This is a genomic window from Photorhabdus aballayi (assembly GCF_026153155.1).
Classification (GTDB): Bacteria; Pseudomonadota; Gammaproteobacteria; order Enterobacterales; family Enterobacteriaceae; genus Photorhabdus; species Photorhabdus luminescens.
Genome location: NZ_JAPFCD010000007.1, coordinates 136882 through 157448 on the forward strand (window position 1 = coordinate 136882; position 20567 = coordinate 157448).

The following is a 20567-nucleotide window of genomic DNA, read 5'->3' on the forward strand; positions in this document are numbered from 1 at the left end:
TTATGACTTTTCAAATTAATGCACAACAGGATTATCATGCTTTAAATGCTCTGCTCAATCTGTACGATAGCGAAGGAAAGATTCAATTTGATAAAGACAAACAGGCTATTCATTACTATTTTAACCAGCATGTAAAACCAAACACACTATTTTTCCACAGCCTAAAAGAGAAGCTGGATTTCCTCCAACAACAGGGATATTACGAAACAAACGTGCTGGAACAATACAATTTTGCTTTTATTAAAAAGCTCTTTCAGCAAGCCTATAGCAAAAAATTCCGCTTTCAAACCTTTCTGGGCGCATTCAAATATTACACCAGCTATACTCTGAAAACCTTCGATAATAAGCGTTATCTGGAACGCTATGAAGATCGTGTATGCATGGTAGCACTGACCCTAGCCCAAGGCGATCAGATGCTGGCTTGTCGTCTGGTGGATGAGATGATCAATGGCCGTTTTCAACCAGCAACGCCAACCTTTCTTAATTGCGGTAAGAAACAGCGAGGAGAATTAGTTTCCTGTTTCCTGCTGCGCATTGAAGACAATATGGAGTCCATCGGACGTTCAGTTAATTCAGCATTACAGCTTTCAAAACGTGGCGGTGGTGTCGCATGCTTACTCAGTAACCTACGAGAAACAGGTGCGCCGATAAAAATGATTGAAAATCAATCATCAGGCGTTATCCCAGTAATGAAAATGCTGGAAGATGCATTTTCATACGCCAATCAACTCGGTGCACGCCAAGGTGCAGGAGCGGTTTATCTCCATGCTCATCACCCCGATATTCTTCGTTTTCTAGATACAAAACGGGAAAATGCCGACGAAAAAATCCGTATAAAAACACTCTCTATTGGCGTCGTGATTCCTGATATCACCTTTAAGCTGGCTAAGCATAATGAAGATATGTATCTATTCTCACCTTATGATATTCAACGGGTTTATGGTGTGCCAATGTCCGAAATTAGCATGACAGAAAAATATGCTGAAATGGTGAATAACCAACAAATTCGGAAATCAAAAATCAATGCCCGTGAATTTTTCATGACGTTAGCTGAGATCCAATTCGAATCTGGTTATCCCTATATTATGTATGAAGACACAGTGAATAATGCTAACCCAATTAAAGGCCGGATCAATATGAGTAATTTATGTTCCGAAATTTTACAGGTTAACAGTGCCAGCGAATATGAAGATGATTTAAGTTACCGTCATATTGGGAAAGACATTAGTTGTAATCTGGGATCAATGAATATTGCTCATACAATGGATTCACCAGATTTTGCCCTCTCTATTGAAACCGCTGTCCGTGCTTTAACCGCAGTATCAGATATGAGCTATATCCGTTCAGTTCCTTCTATCGAAAAAGGAAATCAGGATTCTCATGCCATTGGTTTGGGGCAAATGAATCTTCACGGCTACCTGGCAAAGGAAAAAATTCATTACGGTTCTGAAGAAGGAATAGATTTCACCAATATCTATTTCTACACCGTCACTTATCATGCTCTGCGTACTTCCAATCAGATCGCCATTGAACGCAATAGTTACTTTAAAGGTTTTAAAGATTCTCGTTATGCCAGTGGTGAGTTTTTTAATAAATATACAGAAAGAGCCTGGCAACCTCAGACAAAAAAAGTCTCTCAATTGTTTGAACAAGCAGGAATAATCATCCCTAATCAACAAGACTGGCTTGAATTAAAAACCTCAATTATGGCTCATGGTATTTACAATCAAAATCTCCAAGCTATTGCTCCTACAGGTTCTATTTCATATATCAACCATTCAACCTCAAGCATTCACCCGATTGTATCCCGTATTGAGATCCGTAAAGATGGTAAAACAGGGCGGGTATATTATCCGGCACCATTTATGACCAATAATAATCTTGAATATTACCAAGATGCTTACGAAATAGGACCGGAAAAGATTATTGATACCTATGCTACAGCCACTCAACACGTCGACCAAGGATTATCACTGACACTCTTCTTCAAAGACAATGCCACTACCCGTGATATTAACAAAGCGCAAATTTATGCCTGGCGTAAAGGAATTAAAACGCTTTATTACATCCGTCTGAAACAAACTGCTCTGGAAGGTACGGAAGTACAAGATTGTGTTTCATGCTCACTGTAAAATGATTCTGGAAATTTATTATGATTAGTAATCCTATATGTGCAATTAACTGGAACCGAATTGAAGATGACAAAGATCTAGAAGTTTGGAATCGGCTGACAACCAATTTCTGGTTACCGGAAAAAATTCCATTATCCAATGACATTCCTTCATGGAATACCTTGACGACAGAAGAAAAAGAGCTGACTATCCGGGTATTTACCGGACTGACACTACTGGACACAATTCAGAACACTGTTGGTGCTCCGGCGTTAATGGAAGATGCCCTGACACCCCACGAAGAAGCAGTTATGTCTAACATTAGTTTCATGGAAGCTGTTCATGCACGTTCTTACAGTTCTATTTTTTCAACATTATGCCTAACAACTGATGTGGACAATGCCTATTGCTGGAGTGAAAAGAATTTTTCATTACAGAATAAAGCCAAAATTATACTAAATTATTATAGTCATCATCATCCCTTAAAGAAAAAAGTTGCCAGTGTTTTTCTAGAATCATTTTTATTCTATTCAGGTTTCTATTTACCTATGTATTGGTCAAGTCGAGGTATATTAACAAATACAGCGGATTTAATCCGACTTATTATCCGAGACGAAGCTATTCACGGTTATTATATTGGATATAAATTTCAACAATCATTAAATAAATATTCAATTTTAGAGCAAAAAGAAATTAAAGAATTCACTTTTTCATTATTATTAGAACTATACGAAAATGAAATTAAATATACAGAAGAACTTTATGATATTGTTGGCTGGACTGAAGATGTTAAGAAATTCTTGCATTATAATGCCAATAAAGCGTTAATGAATCTTGGCTATGAAACTTTATTTCCCTCAGAAATGACAAATGTCAGCCCTGCAATCCTATCTGCATTATCACCAAATGCCAATGAGAACCACGATTTCTTTTCTGGTGCTGGTTCATCATATGTTATTGGTAAAGCGGTTAATACCGAAGATGAAGATTGGAGTTTTTAAAGATAATGATTCTATATAGAATATTTTAAAGGCCATATATTATTCAGCCTATTTTTCAAACGAGAAAATGCCATAAAATCCTTATATTTTTATGGTGTTTTTTTATGATTATCGCCATTCCTATGGATATTTTTTGCCAGAAACAGCCATTCATATCATGTCAAACGACAAAAAACATTAACATAGCTAATTAATTTCAAATTAAATTTCATATTAATCAGATATAATAAACATGATAAACTAATAACATATTCTATTTACGACATGGTGAATAATTTATTTGCCAACTAAACACAAAAATATATTAATAACAGCAATATAGAGAAAACCCACCCTTTCAATAACAGCATAAATTTAGGCAAAACAAATCGCTAATAACAATAAAATTACGACAAATACATTTAATTTAAGCCATTCAATATTACCAATTTTTACATTAATTGTTATTAACATAGGGTTGTCAGGCTCTCTCAGTATGTTAGGGTATATATATTCAAAGAATCATGCAGAGATGAATAATGCATAACGCCATTACATAACCATTGAAAGGAAGATAACTATTTCATGGCAATTAAACTTGAAGTTAAAAACCTCTATAAGATATTTGGCGATCGTCCTGAATATGCTTTCAAATTACTGAATTCGGGTTTGAGCAAAGATCAGATATTTGAAAAGACAGGTATGACTGTTGGTATACAAAATGCCAATCTGACTATTGAAGAAGGCGAAATATTTGTCATCATGGGATTGTCTGGCTCCGGCAAATCCACAATGGTACGCCTTCTCAATCGCCTGATAAAACCGACTCGCGGCCAGGTATTAATTGATGGTGAAGATATTTCTGAGATTTCAGAAACAGCGTTAAGAGAAATTCGCCGCAACAAAATCAGTATGGTTTTCCAATCATTTGCACTGATGCCACATTTAAACATACTGGAAAACAGCGCTTTTGGTATGGAACTTGCCGGCATCACCAAACAAGAACGCAATAAAAAAGCGTTGGACGCACTGAAACAGGTAAACCTGGAAAATTATGCTCAATCCTATCCAGATGAGCTCTCAGGCGGAATGCGCCAGCGTGTCGGGCTTGCCAGAGCACTGGCTAATAACCCAGATATTTTGCTAATGGACGAAGCATTTTCTGCCCTTGATCCATTAATTCGTACAGAAATGCAAGATGAACTGTTAAGCCTGCAAGGCAATCAACCACGGACTATCGTCTTTATCTCTCATGATTTGGATGAAGCAATGCGTATCGGCGATCGGATCGCCATTATGCAAGATGGTGTTGTTGTACAGGTCGGGACACCTGATGAAATCCTGAATAATCCAGCAAATGATTATGTGAAAACTTTCTTTCGTGGCGTAGATATCAGCCATGTATTTAGTGCTAAAGACATTGCCCGTCGCCGTCCAGACTCTCTGCTTCATATTGCACCCGGCTTTGGCCCTCTTTCTGCATTGAAAGTTCTCGATGACGAAAACAGAAATTATGGTTACCTGATCGAACATGGACAAAAATTCGCCGGTATAGTTTCCGTAAATTCATTGGAAAACACATTACGGGAAAAAAAATCTATCGAACACGCCATATTAGCGGAACCAACCGCAGTTGCCGCAGATATGCCCCTCAACGAGCTGATTGCTGTTGTCGCACAATCACCTTGTGCGATTCCGGTTGTTGGAAATAACGACAAATATATCGGCGTTATTTCCAAAGGGATGCTGTTGCAGGCATTAGATAAGGAGACACCAAATGAGTAATCAAAACGAGCATCAAACTCAGCCTGAACAGAATACATGGGATACTCCTTCCACCGCTGCTGATAATACAGACCCCTGGAGCAACGGAACCAGTGCTGACAATTCAACGGGTTCTGACTGGCTTGATGCGCCCGCAACTACGGTACAGCCTGAACATTTCAATATCATGGACCCATTCCAGCACCCACTTATTCCCTTAGATTCATGGGTAACCCATGCTATTGATTGGGTTGTGTTAAATTTTCGTCCCGCATTTCAAGGAATACGCGTTCCCATTGATTTCGTTCTCAGTAGTTTCGAACAATGTCTAACTTCAATACCGGCCCCTATTGCTATTCTATTTTTTGCCTTGATTGCCTGGCAGTTATCAGGCATTGGTATGGGTATTACCGCTCTGATTTCTCTGGTAATTATTGGTGCAATAGGCGCATGGTCTGAAGCAATGGTCACTCTGTCATTAGCTCTGACATCTCTGTTGTTCTGCATTATCGTTGGCTTACCGCTTGGTATCTGGCTGGCACACAGCAAGAGAGCTGCAAAAATTATCCAACCTCTGCTTGATGCCATGCAAACCACACCAGCATTCGTCTATCTGGTCCCGATTGTCATGCTATTTGGCATCGGTAACGTGCCTGGGGTTATCGTCACTATTATCTTTGCTCTACCTCCGATTGTCCGTCTGACAATTTTAGGCATCAAACAAGTTCCGACAGATCTGGTAGAAGCAGCTGAATCTTTTGGCGCCAGCCCTCGCCAAATGTTGTTTAAAGTTCAATTACCACTGGCTATGCCAACCATTATGGCCGGAGTCAACCAAACCCTGATGCTGGCCCTATCAATGGTTGTTATTGCATCAATGATTGCCGTTGGTGGTTTAGGCCAAATGGTTTTGCGAGGTATTGGCCGTCTTGATATGGGACTTGCCACCGTAGGTGGAGTTGGAATTGTTATTCTGGCGATTCTCCTTGACCGCCTAACACAGTCTCTTGGCCGCGGTAACCGGACTAAAGGGGTAAATCGCTGGTATGTCACTGGACCAATTGGATTAATTACCCGTTTATTCAGCCAAAAAGCATAACCTTCAAAAACACCTATCCAAACCACAAGAGTTTGGTAAACACATGATGACTGCAACAGGAGGAAAAACCATGCGCAAAATAGTTATCTGGGCGATATCCCTGTCATCACTGATAAGTTCTCAATTATTCGCTGTCGAATTACCCGGTAAAGGTATCAGCGTACAACCCGTACAAAGCACCCTTAGCGAAGAAACATTCCAGACGCTGATCGTCAGTAAAGCATTGGAAAAGCTTGGTTATGATGTCAAACCTATCAAAGAAGTAGACTATAACGTCGCCTATTCCTCTATCGCTTCCGGTGACGCAACCTTTATGGCTGTCAGTTGGGAACCACTGCACAACACCCAATATCAAGCAACCGGCGGTAATGCAAAATTCTACCGGGTTGGCAACTATGTAGAAAATGCCGCTCAGGGATACTTAATCGACAAAAAAACAGCGGAAAAATACAACATCACGAATATCGCCCAATTGAAAGATCCGAAAATAGCCAAATTATTCGATACCAACGGTAATGGCAAAGCCGATTTGACTGGCTGTAATCCCGGTTGGGGCTGTGAAATCGCCATTAACCATCATCTTAAAGCTTATGGTTTAAACAATAGCGTTGAACATAATCAAGGGAACTATGCAGCCATGATGGCAGATACCATTACCCGCTATAAAGAAGGCAAACCCATCTTATATTACACATGGACACCTTATTGGGTTAGTGATGTGCTGAAACCGGGTAAAGATGTTGTCTGGCTGCAAGTTCCTTTCTCCGCTATGCCTAACGATGAAAAAATAGATACGAAACTGCCAAATGGCGCTAACTATGGTTTCCCACCAAGTATTATGCACATTGCCGCCAATAAAAAGTGGGCAGAAGGCAACCCGTCCGCCGCCAAACTATTTTCTATCATGAAAATGCCCCTTGCGGATATCAATGCCCAAAACCTGCGGATGCATAATGGTGAAGCATCACAAGCGGAGATTGAACGCCACGCCAATGGTTGGATTAAGGCTCATCAAAAATTGTTTGATGATTGGGTTAAAACTGCCATTGAAGCCGCCGGAAAAAATTAATATTTAAAGCATCACAGTGAATTGGCACTAAACAATTCACTGTTTTTTACTGCTATTTTTTCTGACGCAAAATTCTTATTAAGATTTATATTTCACCAATTTTATATACCCAATGGATTTCAAGATGCATCGCGACGGCAAGGGAGAGAATCCCAGGGAGCATAGATAACGATGTGACTGGGGTGAACGAGCACAGCCAACAAAGAGGCAACTTGAAAGATGACGGGTATAGTCATTCTCGCCATACTACAGCAAATAGTAAGAATTAATAGCGTTTTCACATTTCCATTCTCAGTTCGATTTGATATTAAATCACAAGGTTAAAACTACCTAAAACAATGAATATTCAACAGAGTCTCTTTAGCGACCACTCTCGCAGCTTTACCGTTGAACCTGAATAAAAACTCATTACAATGCGAAAAGTTTAGCTCGTGACTATAGACTTTAACGAGCTGTCCACTCACTCCTAACCTGCCGTTTAAATATAAGAAAATACATTTATGGAAGAAAATATTTCCCGTACACCATTAAGTCCAGCGTTGATTGCACTGATCGCAATCGCCACAGGTCTGGTTGTCGCCAGCAACTACTATGCACAGCCGCTACTCGATACTATTGCGTTACAATTTAATCTGACCGTCAATGAAGCGGGGTTTATTGTAACCACAGCTCAATTGAGCTATGCCGTTGGCCTAACATTCCTTGTGCCATTAGGTGATATGTTCGAACGACGCAGTTTAATTGTCTCAATGACAATATTAGCCACTGTTGGATTACTGATTACCGCCACGTCGCAGAACATCTGGCAAATGTTACTGGGAACGGCAATGACGGGCTTATTTTCGGTGGTTGCTCAAATACTGGTCCCGCTGGCCGCAACACTTGCCCTTCCTCATCAACGTGGAAAAGCTGTCGGTACGATTATGAGCGGTTTACTGCTTGGAATATTACTGGCAAGAACCATCTCAGGAACAATGGCGACTTTTGGCGGCTGGAGAACTGTTTTTTGGGTTGCCAGTGTTTTATTGGTGATTCTTTCTCTGACACTGTGGCGCTATCTGCCCCGTTATAAACAAGTCACTAATCTCAATTATTTCCAATTACTTGGCTCTATTGTAAACCTTGTCACTACCAGTCCGCTGCTAAGAGTACGCGCCATACTGGGTGCGCTGACATTTGCCAACTTCAGCCTGCTATGGACGTCAATGGCATTCCTGCTCTCAGCACCTCCTTTTAACTATTCTGAAGGAATCATCGGTTTATTTGGATTAGTCGGCGCCGCCGGAGCACTAATGGCAACCAAAACCGGACAACTCGTTGATAAAGGCAAAGGTCCTCTGACCACCAGCATTTCCCTGGCGCTATTACTTTTTTCATGGATACCAATCGGTTTAGCCAAAGAATCACTAATTGGCTTTATAATTGGTATTTTTCTCCTTGATATTGCGATTCAAGGTGTTCACGTTACAAATCAAAGCACGATATACCGCATCATGCCAGAAGCCAGAAACCGGCTCACTGCCGCTTACATGACCAGCTATTTCATTGGCGGCGCCGTTGGCTCTCTGGTTTCAGGTTATGCTTACAAACACTCAGGTTGGTATGGTGTTGCCGCCTCTGGCATTGCTATCTGCATAATCAGTCTAATCGTGTGGTTTTTGGGCAAAAAGCACGAACCAAAGACGCAGCAAGAAACAAGTCACAATACAAGAATGTTTAAAGAAAAACATTTATGAAACATTTGTTAAGGATGATATTTTCTATTTGGTTTCCTTTTGTTAATGTTACATAACAATTATATAACCAGATAGATTTTATGCCTGTTTCTGATGCACCACCGCCCTTAACCAGTAAAAAATCTTCTTTTACTGAAGGAATAATAGACAGTTTACCCATTGTCATCGGCTACATTCCCGTAGCCTTTGCTTTTGGCCTTAATGCCGTCAAACTTGGCTTCAACCCAATAGAAGCCATTTTCTTCTCATGCATCATCTACGCCGGCGCAAGTCAGTTCGTCATCACAGCTTTACTGAGCGCAGGCACATCACTGTGGATTTCTGCCCTAACGATCATGGCAATGGATGTTCGCCATGTTCTTTATGGCCCATCTTTAAGGTACCGTATCAAAGATAAGTTAACAGAGAAAAAAACCGTTATCTGGGCTTTTGGTCTGACAGATGAGGTTTTTGCCGCCGCTACCGCAAAACTCATTAAGAACCAACGGAGCTGGAGTGAAAACTGGATGGTTGCTATTGCAATCTGTTCCTGGCTGGCCTGGGTCGCAGGTACCACAGCCGGGGCATTTCTTGGCAACGGTTATTTGGAATCCTATCCTGCCGTAGAAGCTGCCATGATTTTCATGTTACCAGCACTGTTTCTCAGTTTTCTTCTTGCTTCTTGCAGAAAGCAAAATAGTTATTGTGTTGCAACCGCGCTAACCGGAGCGCTTTTGGGGATTACATTTTTCTCAATTCCAGTTGCTATTCTGGCAGGTATTGTCGGTGGTTGTATCGCAGCACTGTTACAACCGCAAAACAGTTGCAATGACTCTTCTGAACAAAAGGAAATACCATGATTGACAGTAAGATTTTGCTCATTGGGCTATTTGTTGGGTTAGCTAACTTTTCGTTTCGCTATCTGCCGCTGCGATTTGGGAAAGCACGCCAATCTGCCGGCAAAAAAGGTGGAAAAACAAGCATTATTCTTGACAGTATTGGCATTGCATCCATTTGTTCTTTACTCATCGTATCGGGTGTACCTGATGTAATGAAAGAGAGTCAAAAACTATTTCCTACCCTCATAGGTTGTCTAACCATCTGCTTAATCTTTTACAAAACAAGGAAAATTATACTCGCAACGTTATTTGGCGCACTGCTTTTTGGACTAACATTCAAAATATTTATGAATTAGGTATCAATATCAAAAGAAATATGATGATAACAAATAACTACAATTGCTAAATTTATCTTTTAATATACCATTTGGATGTTTGATAACAAAAGTTATCTTACCAGTTGAAACTAATAAGGTATCTAAATAATGGAAAGTTCGTTTACGCCTACCGAAGAATTACTGAATATTCGTGCAGCACAGCAAGCCAAATTAAATAAAGATATCCCTTATCAAGAGATCCTGTTGACTAGGTTATCAATGCACGTCCAAAGTAAATTGCTTGAAAACCGTAATAATATGCTGAAAGCTCAAGGCATCAATGAAACTTTGTTCATGGCCTTGATGATCCTTGATACTAAGGAAAGCCACAGCATTCAGCCATCAGAATTAAGTGCCGCATTGGGTTCTTCCCGTACTAACGCCACTCGTATTGCTGATGAATTAGAAAAGCAGGAGTGGATTGAAAGAAAGGAAAGTCATAACGACCGCCGTTGCCTTCATCTTCATCTGACAGAACAAGGTACAAAATTTTTAAATAGTTTGCTTCCACCTCAACATGAGTGCCTGAGAAGACTTTGGTCATGCCTTGACCAGGAGGAACAAAAACAGTTAGAAAAGTTAATGAGAAAATTACTGGTCAGACTTGATACAATGGGCGATTGTATCAAAAAATAGCTTGTTATTTAATCGAACAATTTTTATCCAAAACAACACTTCCCTGGTTAAATTGTTCGAAAAAATTTTCCTGTTAGCTAAGATGATATTTTCTGCAAAAAGCTAACTATTATTCTTCGATAACATTGGACCCTGTGTCATTCATCTTTCCAGTAGTGATGATATACCCACTACTGGAAAGTGATCTGAAAAAAATAGTATTACTAAAAGATAAATAACAAGCATGGGGATTTACTATGAGTGCAAATGAGGAAACAGAAGTACAAGCGACACAAGATCCAAACCCAAACAGTAGCAAAAAAAGGCAACGTAGTCGTGCCTTAATGTTACTAACCCTTGTCTTCACTCTGCTCGGTGTTGCCTACTTTTTCTATTGGTTTCTCATTTTACGCCATCATCAGGAAACAGATAACGCCTACGTTACAGGTAATCAAGTTCAAATCATGTCGCAAGTTGCTGGCAGTGTAATCACAGTTAACTTTGACAATACTGACTTTGTGAAAAGCGGTAATGTACTGGTACAACTCGATCCCCGTGATGCAGAATTAGCATTAGAAAAAGCAAAAACAGCATTAGCCAATAGTGTTCGCCAAACTCATCAACAGATAGTTAATAGCAAACAGTATCAGGCTAACATCGCCCTACGCAGATCCGAATTAACCAAAGTTCAAAATGATCTTAGCCGCCGAGAAATACTTAGCGCTCAAAGAGTCATTGGCAAAGAAGAGTTGCAACATGCACAGGAAGCCGTCGCCAGTGCCCGAGCCGCGCTGGATGTGGCTATCGAACAATATAACGCTAATCAAGCAATTATCCTGAATACGCCTCTAGAGAAACAGCCTGCCGTTGAACAAGCTGCAACGGAAGTCCGTAATGCTTGGCTGGCATTACAACGCACGAAAATAGTCAGCCCAATCGATGGCTATGTCTCACGCCGTAGTGTACAAGTTGGTGCTCAAATTAATAAAAATACTCCACTAATGGCGATAGTTTCGGCAAACGATATGTGGATCGAAGCTAACTTCAAGGAGACGCAAATTTCGGGTATGCGCATTGGTCAACCGGTGGAAATCACCAGCGATTTCTATGGTGGAAGCAAGGTATTTAGCGGCAAAATTACCGGCCTTGATATGGGTACCGGCAGCGCCTTCTCTTTATTACCCGCTCAGAACGCCAGTGGCAATTGGATTAAGGTTGTACAACGTTTACCCGTCCGCATTGAGCTTGATCCTGGACAATTGGAAAAATACCCACTACGCATCGGCCTATCGACTAAAGTCAGAGTGGATACCGCAAGTCCTGATGGCCCCGTTTTATCTGACAGAACACGTACTAAATCGGCTTATCACACCACGGCACTGGCAATAGATATGTCTCCTGCCAGCAAAATAGTTAACGACATTATTAATAGTAATGCCGGAAAATAATACCGGAGGCCAAGGTGACAAGACAGCCGCTTACAGGTGCCAAACTTGCATGGATGACCATTGCGTTATCTCTGGCAACGTTCATGCAAGTGTTGGACTCCACCATTGCTAACGTAGCAATACCCACAATTTCAGGTAATCTGGGCTCATCAAATTCTCAAGGAATCTGGGTAATTACCTCTTTCGGCGTTGCCAATGCGATTTCCATCCCAATTACTGGATGGCTGGCAAAACGCATCGGCGAAGTTAAATTATTCATCTGGTCAACCGCACTGTTCGCCATCGCTTCTTGGCTATGCGGTATTTCCAACAGTCTTAACATGCTAATCTTCTTTCGGGTTATTCAGGGATTAGTTGCAGGTCCTCTTATCCCCCTTTCACAAAGCCTACTTCTGAACAATTATCCACCAGCCAAAGGAAATATGGCATTGGCGCTATGGTCAATCACGATTATTGTCGCACCGATTTTTGGCCCTATTCTGGGTGGTTACATCAGTGATAACTATCATTGGGGGTGGATTTTCTTTATCAACGTGCCTGTTGGTATAGCGATTATTCTGATTGCTATGCAAACGCTGAAAGGGCGTGAAACTCAAACAGAGATCAAGCCTATCGACACAATAGGGCTGATGTTATTAGTTGTCGGCGTTGGTTGTTTACAGATCATGCTAGATCAGGGTAAAGAGCTAGACTGGTTTAACTCTACAGAAATTATCATTTTAGCAGTTATCGCAATCATCTCATTAGCATTTCTGGTGGTATGGGAATTGACCGACGATAACCCGATTATTGACTTATCACTGTTCAAAGAACGTAATTTTACCATTGGCTGCTTCTGTTTGAGCTTAGCTTATATGCTCTATTTTGGCACAATCGTGTTATTACCGCAGTTATTACAAGAAGTGTTCGGTTATACCGCAACTTGGTCAGGTCTTGCATCAGCACCGGTAGGATTGTTACCACTAATCATTTCTCCACTGATTGGTAAATTCAGCAATAAAGCAGATATGCGCTACATAGTGACATTCAGCTTTGTTGTTTATGCCATCTGTTATTACTGGCGTGCATATACATTCGAACCCGGCATGGATTTTGCCGCAGTCGCATGGCCTCAATTTATCCAAGGATTTGCTATTGCCTGTTTCTTCATGCCACTCACAACCATTACTCTTTCCGGCTTGCCGCCAGAACGAGTGGCATCTGCATCCAGTCTATCGAATTTCATCCGGACATTGGCTGGTTCAATAGGAACATCACTAACAACAACCATGTGGACCCAACGCGAATCAATGCATCATTCCCATTTTACCGAACACATCAACCCTTATAGCCCCGACACTCAACAGATTTACCGACAATTATCGGAATCGGGAATGAATAACCAACAAATTCCCGCGTATCTGGCAAAAGAGATTACCCATCAAGGACTCATAATTTCAGCGAATGAAATTTTCTGGCTCTCCGCCGGTGTATTCCTGATATTAATCGTACTGGTCTGGTTCGCAAAACCACCATTCACACAAGGAAGTAAAGAGAATATTGGCGGAGCCCACTAAATCTTAAATAGCAAAGCGGGGAACATTACACTCCCCGCTTTTCCTATCAAGCTTTATTCTGTCGCCACCATTCAGCTAGCATAATGCCAGTTGCAACAGAAACATTCAGGCTTTCAACCAACCCCGCGCCACCAACGAACAAGCTCATATCACCATGTTCAAAAGCACTGTCACTCAAGCCATCACGTTCCTGACCCAGTACCAGAACCATTTTTTCCGGTAATTCAGCTCTAGCTAAAGCGGTGCTACCTTTATGGCTGGATGTCGTTACAATGGTGTAACCCGCTTGACGAAATTTATCCAGTGTAGTGATCAAGCGATCAGCATCAATACCTTTAATATGCTCAGCGCCACCCTCTGCTGTACGGATAGCCGCACCCGATTCCAACAAGGCCACATCGTGCAAAATCACTCCTTGCACACCGAAATGCGCACAACTTCGCATAATAGCGCCAAGGTTGTGAGGATTACCCACATCTTCAAGAGCCAAAACACAATCTTTTACTGGAGCATCTTGCAGGTAGGTCTCTGCATCTAGGCCGTTGCGTTTCTTAATCAGAAAACAAACACCACCATGATGTTCAGTACCCGACACTTTCGCCAGTTCAGCCTCATCCACAACATGATAGGCTTTACGGTTAGCGGCCATCCATTTCAGAGCATTGCGGAAACGTGGTGTCACTGACTCAACGAACCAAGCACGAACTATCGCTTCAGAACGATTTTTAAACATCGCCTGACAAGCATTTTCACCATAAATCCGAGTTTCTTCCATTCGCTGACGACGGAGCTGTTCAGGATCAATCTGGCTTTTCCCACTGATACCACCATGCACTGGCGTTAAAGAATCACTCTCAGGGCGTGACACTGTTTTCCAGGGCGATCTTTCACGCTCATTGGCTCGCGGAGAACGGGATGTTCGCTCATTGTCCCGACGACGCTGACCTTGATCGCGTCCTTTGCCAGACGGACGTTTGTTATTGCTGCGGCTGTCATTATCGCCCTCACTGCGGACATACATCACTTTGACTTTGCCATTTTTACCACTGTATGAATCGTTCATTCGTTTCTCCAACTGCTTTATGGCGCGAAGATTACCTGATGTGCGCATCTTAAGCTACCTCTGACAACCATAATCCACCAAAATGCGCTCTTAATTTCCTGCTTTCTGCGAGACATGCCGTACTTGCTATGGAGAGCACAGTCAGGCTACCTGTTGAAACAGCCCCCCACCAAAGATATTCAAGCTACAACCCGGTACCATTTTAGAACAAGCTGGCAATTTAATTGCTTCTCAGCAACTGCATCCGATAACGTAAGTCACAGCAATGACTTGCGAAATCAGCTACAGTTATCAACTAACCACAAATAAGGAGCCTCCTGATGAGCCAGCGCGGACTTGAAGCTTTATTACGCCCTAAATCCATTGCTGTAATTGGCGCCTCAGAAAAACCAGAACGAGCGGGTTCAGTTATGATGCGCAACCTGCTTGCAGGCGGTTTTGCCGGGCCAATACTACCGGTAACTCCCAATAGCCATTCTGTTCAAGGAGTTCTGGCTTACCCTTCAATAGATAAATTACCAATCACACCAGATTTGGCTATTATCTGTACTCATCATCACCGTAATTTGCCATGCCTGGAACAACTAGGGCAATTGGGTTGCAAAACAGTGATTATTCTTTCCTCGCCAAAACCCCAATTTACTGAATTAAAACAGTACTGCCAGCACTATAGTATCCGGCTACTTGGACCAAACAGTTTGGGACTATTAGCTCCCTGGCAAGGGCTGAATGCCAGCTTTTCCCCGATTCCAATTCTCAAAGGGAAATTAGCCTTTATTTCTCAATCTGCGGCAGTCTCAAATACGATTCTTGACTGGGCACAACATCGGGGAGTCGGATTTTCCTACTTTATCGCGTTAGGTGACAGTGTAGATATTGATATTGATCATCTACTCGATTTTCTGGCTCGTGACAGTAAAACCAGCGCCATCTTGCTCCATTTAGAGCATATCCATCACGCCCGTCGCTTTCTTTCAGCATCTAGAAGCGCTTCCCGCAATAAACCTATTTTAGTGGTCAAAAGCGGCCGTACCAGACGAGCACAGAAATTACTTGGTGAACAACAAAATCTGGATGCAGCCTATGATGCAGCAATTCAGCGAGCAGGGTTATTACGCGTACAAGATATGCATGAAATGTTTTCTGCTGTAGAAACCTTAAGCCATATGTCACCTTTACGGGGGGAACGACTATTTATCGTCAGCAATGGTGCTGCTCCAACCTCAATGGCGCTGGATGAGTTATTCCTCCGTAACGGTAAGCTCGCAATATTAGGCGAAGAGACAACAAAGGCGCTAAAAACACAACTACCAGAAACTATCTCCCTACATAATCCACTGGATTTAAGAGATGACTCCACGGTAGAACGTTATATCGCTGCGTTAAAACCATTACTAGACAGCCATGATCATGATGCTCTGTTACTTATTCATTCTCCTAGCGCAATTGCTCCCGGTATTCAAACCGCCACAAAAGTCATTGAAACAATCCGTACACACCCGAGGGGAAAATGGCTAACTATTTTTACTAATTGGTGCGGTGAATACTCTTCTCAAGAAGCCCGCCGCCTATTCAGTGAAGCAAGTATTCCAACTTATCGCACCCCTGAAGGAGCAATTACTGCTTTCATGCACATGGTGGAATATCGCCGCAATCAAAAACAATTAACAGAAACACCCGCCCTACCAGTAAACATCACAGCTAATACAGCACGTGCCCATCAGTGCATACAACAGGCGTTGGAACAAGGAAACTCACGTCTAGATACTCATGAAGTTCAACCTATTCTGGCAGCCTATGGCCTCAATACGTTGCCAACATGGATTGCTCATAACAGCGATGAAGCTGTCAATATTGCCCAACAGATCGGTTATCCTGTCGCTCTGAAATTACACTCGCCAGATATCCCGCATAAATCAGAAGTTCAGGGGGTTATGCTCTATTTGCGAAATGCAAACGAAGTCAAGGCTTCTGCTCAAGCGATTATTGAACGTGTCAATCAGAATTTCCCACACGCAAGAATTCAAGGACTGTTAGTTCAAAGCATGGCAAACCGTGCCGGCGCACAAGAGCTACGTATCGCAGTAGAACAAGATGAGGTATTTGGCCCACTGATTATGCTAGGTGAAGGAGGTATTGAGTGGTCACAAGAGACACAAGCAGCCGTAGCATTGCCGCCTCTCAATATGGCGTTAGCGCGATATCTGGTTATTCAGGCGATTAAAAGTAGAAAAATTAAGCTCAGGGGAGCTCCTCAATCATTAGACGTACTAGCACTCAGCCGACTGTTAGTTCAGGTATCTAATCTGTTACTTGATTGCCCGCAAATTGTACGACTAGATATTCATCCATTACTGGCTTCTGGAGACGAACTCACATTATTAGATGTTTCAATGGAATTATCTTCGATAGAAGGTGATCCACGAACCAGATTAGCTATCCGTCCATACCCAAGCGAACTAGAAGAAACGATAAAACTCAAAGGGGATGCAGAATGCCTGCTACGTCCGATTCTGCCAGAAGATGAACCGTTGCTGAAAGATTTTATCAGCCAGGTTACTAAAGAAGATCTCTATTACCGCTACTTTAGTGAAATCAGCGAATTTACACACGATGATCTGGCCAATATGACCCAAATTGATTATGACCGCGAAATGGCATTTGTTGCCATACGACATCCTAAAACGACTCCGGAAATTATCGGGGTTACTCGTGCCATAGCTGATCCTGATAATGTCGAAGCAGAATTTGCTGTGCTAGTGCGTTCTGACTTAAAAGGGATTACCCTTGGATATCAGCTTATGATAAAACTGATTAACTATACACGAGAACATGGCATAAACCGCCTTAATGCTATCACCATGCCAGAAAATCGCACTATGATAAAACTCGCTAAAAAACTGGGATTTACCATAGATGTTCAATTTGAGGATAGCATTGTAAACTTATCCCTCGAACTTTAAATCAACTTCGTGATGAATCGCACAGACTTGAATCATTAGGCATTAGAGCGTTAAATCATGCTCACAATTAGCCAGACTAATGGTATTATCGCCAGATCATTTGATTCATTGCTTTACATAGTAGTCTTTTAGCCATCCAACATAAGAGAAAAAGCGCACTGTGATGTTGTCTAAATTCAAACATGCTAAACATCAACAACACCTTGCACAACTGCCTAAGCTACCTCAGTCAGTTGCTGATGTTAAAACACTTTATCAACCTGAAGTGTTCCGCAGCACCCTGCTGGAAAAAATTGCTAACGCTGAAAAACATATTTATATCATCTCCCTCTATCTGGAAAATGATGATGCAGGGAGAGATATCCTGAATGCACTTTATACAGCTAAACAACAACGGCCGAGCTTGGACATTAAAGTGCTCGTTGACTGGCATCGAGCGCAACGTGGACGAATTGGCGCCGCTGCAATGGCAACAAATGCCGATTGGTATTGTTCTATGGCAGAAACTTATCCCGATGTGAAAATTCCAGTGCTAGGTGTACCTGTAAATACCCGTGAAGCACTGGGTGTTTTACATTTAAAAGGTTTTATCTTCGATGACACTGTAGTTTATAGCGGAGCAAGCATTAATGATGTTTATCTCCACCAACATGATAAATATCGTTATGATCGCTACCACTTGCTTCACAATGCAAAACTTGCAGAAGCAATGAAACACTTTGTTGATAATTACATTATCGCTACAGGAGCCGTACAGAAACTGGATTGTAAGAACCGTCTTCGTATTCCTGAAATCAAAAACCTGATCCGTCAATTACGTTTTTCTCTGCGGCATACTACCTATAAAATAAATAACCAGGCAACAAATGATGAGCTATCTGTTACGCCACTTGCCGGTCTGGGAAAGAAAAATCTACTAAATAAAACCATTAGCCATCTGATTGCTAGCACAGAACAAAAATTGATTATTTGTACTCCGTATTTTAATCTGCCAGCCATCATTGTCCGGCGTATTGTTCATCTACTTCGTCAAGGTAAACATGTAGAAATTATTGTTGGCGATAAAACTGCTAACGATTTTTACATTCCACCGGAAGAACCATTTAAAATTATCGGTGCATTACCCTATTTGTATGAAATCAATCTACGCCGTTTTATCAGCAGACTACAGCGTTATATTGACAACAATCAACTGACTATCAGGTTGTGGAAAGATGGTGATAATAGCTACCACCTGAAAGGTGTGTGGGTGGACAATCAATGGCAATTAATTACAGGAAATAATCTTAATCCTCGAGCCTGGGGACTAGACTTAGAAAACGCCATTCTTATCCACGATCCTCATAAAGAAATGCAGGAGCAACGTACAAAAGAACTACACTGTATTCGCACTTATACTACGGTTGTCAGTAGTTATCAGGAATTGGACAGCATCCAGTTTTACCCAGTCAAAGTACGTAAACTTATCCGACGCTTACGCCGTATCCGGGTAGACAAATTAATTAGTCGTATTCTGTAATTGAATCGATAAAGCGAATTATCTTTTCTAAATCAAATCTCCTGATATTGAATAATTTCGGGAGATTTTTTTATCATTGAATTTTGTTGTAATAAATCTCAACTTTATTTAAACAATAGTAATATTCAAAAGTACGTAAATTCAGATTCAGCTTCTGGAGATAAAAAATAAAACAACTAATCCTGTTAATATACTATTTTTCAGCAAAAAATTGATTGAATTGCAATCCTAGAATGTTCTATTTAAAAATATTATTTTTCTGGCCGGAATATCTTATTTAAAGTTTCGTAGATAACTCCTTCTCTAAGTTTCACTTATAAAATCACAAAACCAGTGGAGTAAAATATATTTATAAGATTAATCAAAAAAACATCAGCGTAATACCATTTAAAGATGGTATTTATTCCTCAAAAAACATAATAACTTGTTAAACTTAAAACATCTCCACTCATTTCTACAATTCTAACGGGAATAAACATCAGATAAAATCCCAGAATAGATTAAGCAAATAGCACCCAAAACTGTTTCAGTTTCAAGTGCTTTATCAATTAAAAATAGGGAAGATATTAATAAGTATTCAGAAATAACAAATGAAGAATTAGTAACTAGAAAAATGATACGAAAAATTGGAAAAGATAAAGAATACATTATTAATATTGAAATGAACGTAAAACGCTATTTAATGATGATAAAACAAAAGATTAAAAAATGACTTTTGATAACCGTTTAGAGTTTACATACCATGCAATTATCAGTGAAAAATTAGAGAAAAAATCGAAGCTGCTAATTCTCATACATCATAAAAGAAAAGGACAAATGAGAATATAAATGAACTAATCAGAACTTCCTAAAAGGAATAAATTTAATAGAATCTCTAACCAGAAAATAAATTTAGCCATAAACCCCAGCGAAAAATGGGGAATGATAAAACACTTAATAAATTATTTAAAGGAATGAAAATTTATCTAATCACAGCATGATCATATTGCACTTACCATATGAAATTACAAAGTAAGTATATGTAAAACGCAAAAACCCCCAGCTCTCGCTGAGGGTTTCCACTGTATTTAAAGCCTGGCAGTTTACAAACAGCTTTCGTGCCGTTTGCCCTTCGGGCCGTCGCGACTCGCGACGTTCAACTCCATTCCCGACGGAGTTGTCCTACTTACTGCTTTTTTGCCTTGTGCTGCTTTCAACGCCACACAACGCTAAATTAAAGCCTGGCAGTTCCCTACTCTCACATGGGGAGACCCCACACTACCATCGGCGCTACGGCGTTTCACTGCTGAGTTCGGCATGGGGTCAGGTGGGACCGCCGCGCTATCGCCGCCAGGCATATTCGGTTTTACTCCGGCCGTTGCGTCTCTTCCGCAACCGCCGCATCAATCTCTGAACAAGCGAAAAATCTCTCTCTTCCGTCTTCTGACAACCGTTCACTGTCTTCCGACT

The 20567-nt window shown here is 41.1% G+C and carries 14 protein-coding genes and 1 rRNA gene; 13 read left to right on the forward strand and 2 right to left on the reverse strand.

Annotated features, from left to right (window positions below; translation table 11 throughout):
* Nucleotides 1-2: 2 nt before the first annotated feature.
* The 11 genes from nrdE to emrB all read left to right on the forward strand — a co-directional run bounded on the left by nrdE (nt 3) and on the right by emrB (nt 13573).
* On the forward strand, nt 3-2132 hold the full coding sequence (gene nrdE / locus OO184_RS06235) for a class 1b ribonucleoside-diphosphate reductase subunit alpha (protein ID WP_265378421.1): 2130 nt from the start codon (nt 3-5) through the stop codon (nt 2130-2132).
* 20 nt (nt 2133-2152) lie between these two features.
* Nucleotides 2153-3112, forward strand: a complete 960-nt coding sequence (gene nrdF / locus OO184_RS06240; protein WP_265378422.1) for a class 1b ribonucleoside-diphosphate reductase subunit beta — start codon at nt 2153-2155, stop codon at nt 3110-3112.
* Nucleotides 3113-3676: 564 nt separating this feature from the next.
* Nucleotides 3677-4876 (forward strand): glycine betaine/L-proline ABC transporter ATP-binding protein ProV, encoded by a 1200-nt coding sequence (gene proV, locus OO184_RS06245; RefSeq protein WP_265378423.1) that lies wholly within the window; start codon nt 3677-3679, stop codon nt 4874-4876.
* Nucleotides 4869-5954: a glycine betaine/L-proline ABC transporter permease ProW gene (gene proW, locus OO184_RS06250; protein ID WP_265378424.1), complete on the forward strand. Its 1086-nt coding sequence runs from the start codon at nt 4869-4871 to the stop codon at nt 5952-5954. The genes proV and proW overlap by 8 nt, the downstream gene beginning before the upstream one ends.
* A 70-nt stretch (nt 5955-6024) precedes the next feature.
* Nucleotides 6025-7023 (forward strand): glycine betaine/L-proline ABC transporter substrate-binding protein ProX, encoded by a 999-nt coding sequence (gene proX / locus OO184_RS06255; protein WP_265378425.1) that lies wholly within the window; start codon nt 6025-6027, stop codon nt 7021-7023.
* Between the two features lie 500 nt (nt 7024-7523).
* Nucleotides 7524-8759 (forward strand): MFS transporter, encoded by a 1236-nt coding sequence (locus OO184_RS06260; protein WP_265378426.1) that lies wholly within the window; start codon nt 7524-7526, stop codon nt 8757-8759.
* Nucleotides 8760-8839: 80 nt separating this feature from the next.
* Nucleotides 8840-9598 (forward strand): AzlC family ABC transporter permease, encoded by a 759-nt coding sequence (locus tag OO184_RS06265; RefSeq protein WP_265378427.1) that lies wholly within the window; start codon nt 8840-8842, stop codon nt 9596-9598.
* On the forward strand, nt 9595-9933 hold the full coding sequence (ygaH, locus tag OO184_RS06270; protein WP_283256233.1) for an L-valine transporter subunit YgaH: 339 nt from the start codon (nt 9595-9597) through the stop codon (nt 9931-9933). The genes OO184_RS06265 and ygaH overlap by 4 nt, the downstream gene beginning before the upstream one ends.
* A 129-nt stretch (nt 9934-10062) precedes the next feature.
* A complete protein-coding gene (gene mprA / locus OO184_RS06275; protein ID WP_011145601.1) occupies nt 10063-10590 on the forward strand; it encodes a transcriptional repressor MprA in 528 nt (175 codons plus the stop codon).
* Between the two features lie 236 nt (nt 10591-10826).
* Nucleotides 10827-12017 carry a multidrug efflux MFS transporter periplasmic adaptor subunit EmrA gene (gene emrA, locus OO184_RS06280; RefSeq protein WP_265378428.1) on the forward strand — a complete coding sequence of 397 codons (1191 nt, stop codon included), beginning with the start codon at nt 10827-10829 and terminating at the stop codon, nt 12015-12017.
* A gap of 14 nt (nt 12018-12031) precedes the next feature.
* On the forward strand, nt 12032-13573 hold the full coding sequence (gene emrB, locus OO184_RS06285; protein WP_265378429.1) for a multidrug efflux MFS transporter permease subunit EmrB: 1542 nt from the start codon (nt 12032-12034) through the stop codon (nt 13571-13573).
* Nucleotides 13574-13619: 46 nt separating this feature from the next.
* Here emrB and OO184_RS06290 read toward each other — a convergent pair whose 3' ends face one another.
* Nucleotides 13620-14636 carry a tRNA/rRNA methyltransferase gene (locus OO184_RS06290; protein WP_265378430.1) on the reverse strand — a complete coding sequence of 339 codons (1017 nt, stop codon included), beginning with the start codon at nt 14634-14636 and terminating at the stop codon, nt 13620-13622.
* 320 nt (nt 14637-14956) lie between these two features.
* On the opposite strand from OO184_RS06290, the gene OO184_RS06295 reads away from it, so the two are divergent.
* Nucleotides 14957-17599 (forward strand): bifunctional acetate--CoA ligase family protein/GNAT family N-acetyltransferase, encoded by a 2643-nt coding sequence (locus OO184_RS06295; protein ID WP_265378431.1) that lies wholly within the window; start codon nt 14957-14959, stop codon nt 17597-17599.
* Between the two features lie 163 nt (nt 17600-17762).
* Nucleotides 17763-19118 carry a CDP-diacylglycerol--serine O-phosphatidyltransferase gene (gene pssA, locus OO184_RS06300; RefSeq protein ID WP_265378439.1) on the forward strand — a complete coding sequence of 452 codons (1356 nt, stop codon included), beginning with the start codon at nt 17763-17765 and terminating at the stop codon, nt 19116-19118.
* Nucleotides 19119-20336: 1218 nt separating this feature from the next.
* On the opposite strand, the gene rrf is transcribed toward pssA, so the two are convergent.
* Nucleotides 20337-20452, reverse strand: a 5S ribosomal RNA gene (rrf, locus tag OO184_RS06305).
* Nucleotides 20453-20567: the final 115 nt, after the last annotated feature.